The sequence below is a fragment of the Comamonas sp. genome (genome assembly GCF_009360615.1).
GTDB lineage: Bacteria > Pseudomonadota > Gammaproteobacteria > Burkholderiales > Burkholderiaceae_C > Comamonas.
This window is the reverse complement of the sequence record NZ_SPEY01000098.1, coordinates 1-2,973: the sequence shown is the minus strand read 5'-3', so window position 1 is coordinate 2,973 and position 2,973 is coordinate 1. Positions and strand designations below refer to the sequence as shown.

General features: G+C 63.0%; 5 protein-coding genes. All 5 read right to left on the bottom strand.

Going from position 1 to position 2,973, the window contains the following annotated elements:
- A partial coding sequence (locus E2583_RS21815; protein WP_291598596.1) for a porin occupies window positions 1-283 on the bottom strand: 283 nt, incomplete at its 3' end.
- 104 nt (window positions 284-387) lie between these two features.
- Window positions 388-1,191: an SRPBCC domain-containing protein gene (locus E2583_RS21810; RefSeq protein ID WP_291598595.1), complete on the bottom strand. Its 804-nt coding sequence runs from the start codon at window positions 1,189-1,191 to the stop codon at window positions 388-390.
- Window positions 1,181-1,660, bottom strand: a complete 480-nt coding sequence (locus E2583_RS21805) for a (2Fe-2S)-binding protein (protein WP_291598593.1) — start codon at window positions 1,658-1,660, stop codon at window positions 1,181-1,183. Before E2583_RS21805 ends, E2583_RS21810 begins: the two co-directional genes overlap by 11 nt.
- Window positions 1,657-2,538 (bottom strand): xanthine dehydrogenase family protein subunit M, encoded by an 882-nt coding sequence (locus E2583_RS21800; protein ID WP_291598591.1) that lies wholly within the window; start codon window positions 2,536-2,538, stop codon window positions 1,657-1,659. Before E2583_RS21800 ends, E2583_RS21805 begins: the two co-directional genes overlap by 4 nt.
- Window positions 2,531-2,973, bottom strand: a 443-nt coding sequence (locus E2583_RS21795) for a molybdopterin cofactor-binding domain-containing protein (RefSeq protein ID WP_291598588.1), incomplete at its 5' end; no start/stop codon positions are given. The genes E2583_RS21795 and E2583_RS21800, both read right to left, overlap by 8 nt.

Genomic DNA, 2,973 nt, shown 5'->3' with positions numbered 1-2,973 from the left:
GTCCGCCCTGGTTCAGGGCTCCTGAATCGGGGGCAATCCCCATCTCCAGCGTGAAGGATGCACTCAGCCCCCCACCCAGATCCTCGCGTCCGCGAAATCCCAGGCGCGAAGGAACGCTGCCCGAGAGATTGGGCATGCGCGTCAAGGTAGAGCTGCTCGCGCCCACATGGTTCATGGTCTCGACGGCCGTGTCCAGGATGCCGTAGATCTGCACCGACGATTGTGCATGGGCGAAACCTCCCACCCCTAGTAGCGCAACAGCGCCTGCTATTTTTTTCAGCATGAATGTCTCCAGTTTCCAATTTCGTTTAGTTATTTGCATGCGTGGCTTGATGCGATTGGTCTTTTGGGTCCTGAACCTCCTTTCGGGTCTATGGGGAAACGCGCTTATTTCTGCAGCGACCTGAGCCATTCCCGGCACTCGGACGCGGCTGCGACAGGCCACTCGACACAGATCGTCTTATCCAGTTGACGCACCTCTACGCGTATGAACTGGCCGGAGTTGCGCGTGTTGCGAGCAGTGCCGAAGATGCGCGCCCACCAGCCGGCATCAGGGCTTGCGTCCTCGGTGCTGGCCGTGATGGCCGCATCCATGGGATCTCGCGGAACCAGGCCGGGAGCCGGCGCTGAAGCAGGATCTGGGACAGGAACAGGAGCCACTTCGGGCCGGGTGACGGCCTGCCTGGCCACAGCAGGCGCAACCGGCGCCAGCGAAGCCGCACCGGGCGCATCGGGAGCCTGGTCACGGGCCTCTATGCGCGCCGCCAGATTGCTGCCGAACTCTTCCCACAGGCGATCGGCCTTGGTCTTCATGACGGACAAGCCGAACGCACCCAGTCGCCCCAGTACATCCACACTGACCTTGATGCGCAACTGCGTTCCGCCATCGCCCGCAGGCAGCAGGAACACTTCACTGGTCTGCTTGAGCGAACTGGCCACGGACGCATCCTCGCCCGTTCCCTCCACACGCATGTACTCCGGGGCCTTCTGCTCGACGATCCTGGTCTTGAGCTTGAACTTGGCACTGATGAAGGAAATCTTCTGGTGCATCTCCGCCACGTATTCCGTGGGGCTGATGACCTCGATGGACTTCATTCCGGGCACGGCACCGGCCATGACCCGGGGATTGAGGAGCAGATCCCAGACCTGCTGGGGAGGGGCAGAAACGGTCAGGGTTTTTTCAATTTCCATGATGCATCTCCTGTGCTGCATGCAGCACGGACTCGACGATTTGGGTGTAGCCGGTGCAGCGGCAGAGATTGCCGCTGAGGCCGTGGCGCACTTCCTCGCAGCTGGGCTGAGGCGTGTTCTTGAGCAGGTCGCAGGAGGCCATGATGAAACCCGGCGTGCAGTAGCCGCATTGCAGGCCGCCGCACTGCATGAAGTTCTTCTGCAGGGGGTGCAGCTGGTCGTTGGCGGCCAGCCCTTCGATGGTGGTGATGCTGCGGCCCTGAACCTGCACGGCCAGCATCAGACAGGATTTGATGACTTCACCGTCCAGCAGCACCGAGCAGGCGCCGCAGGTTCCGGTCTCGCAACCCCGCTTGGTGCCGGTCAGATGCAGGTCGTCCCGCAGGAAATCCGATAGCAGTCGCCGTGATGAGACTTCGGCGCTGTGCGATTCGCCGTTGACCTGGCATTCGATGCGATGCGTGCTCATGCGGCAACTCCTTCATTGATATCGATTCCGAACAGCGTGGACACCGTGCGGCGGGTCACCGTGCGCACCATGGCGCGGCGGTACTCGCTGCTGCCGCGCAGGTCCGAGACCGGCTGGATGTCCTCGGCCACGATGGCTGCGACCTGCGCAGCAAGTTGTGCATTCACGGTCTTGCCACGCAAGCATTCCTCGGCGCGGCGCAGCCTGGTGGGAATGGGCGTGGATGCGCCCACGGCCAGACGTGCCTGATGGCATGTCTGCCCTTCTCTTTGCACGACCAGGGCCACGCTGACCAGGGGCCGGTGTTCTGCTGCCGTACGCAGAAAGCGCGTGTATTCCCCCTGGGTGCCGGACGCCTGCAGCGGCACCCGGATTTCCAGCAGCAGCTCATCGCTCTGCATGGCCGTGGTGTAGTAGTCGACCAGGAACTCTTCCATCGACAGCACGCGCTCTCCGCGTGTGCTGCCCAGAACCACCGAGGCATCGAGGGCCATGAGGCAGCCGGGCGGGTCCGTGGAAGGGTCGGCATAGCAGAGATTGCCGCCAATCGTGCCCTGGTTGCGCACCTGGGGATTGGCCACCTGCGCGGCCATCCGGGCCAGCACCGGTGCATGCGCTTTCACGAGCTCGGAGCGAGCCACATCGATATGGCGGCTCATGGCCCCGATACGCAGACCTTGGCGCGGATCGAAATCGATGCCATGCAGCCGGGGCAGCCCTGCCACCGAGATCAGGTACGTGGGCGCAAGCATGCGTTGGCGCATGGCCAGCATCAAGGCAGATCCGCCCGCAATGATGCGTGCATCGTCGCCGTACTCGGCCAGCATCTGGCTGGCCTCCGCAACCGAGCGAGGCTCGGCAAAATCAAATTCACGCATGGCTTGCTCCTTGCTGCTGCTTGGCGTGCAATGCGGCCAGCACTTTTTCCGGGGTGATGGGCAGATCGGTGATGCGCACGCCTATCGCGTCATAGACGGCGTTGGCGATGGCTGGGGCACCGGGAAGAATCGCGGTCTCGCTGGCTCCCTTGGCGCCGTAGGGACCATTGGGATCGTTGGATTCCACAAAGCCGCCGCGAAGCATGGGAACCGCATCGGCGGTGGCCATGTTGTAGTCCGCGAAATTGCCGTTGGCCAGACGCCCGTTCTCGTAGTGCAGCTGCTCGTACAGCGTCCAGCCAATGGCCTGAACGGTGGCGCCATTGGTCTGCCCGTGGATCGCAATCGGGTTGAGCGCCTTGCCGCAGTCGTCGGCGACATAGCTGTCGATGACGCTGACCTGGCCGGTCTCGATATCCACTTCGACTTCGACGG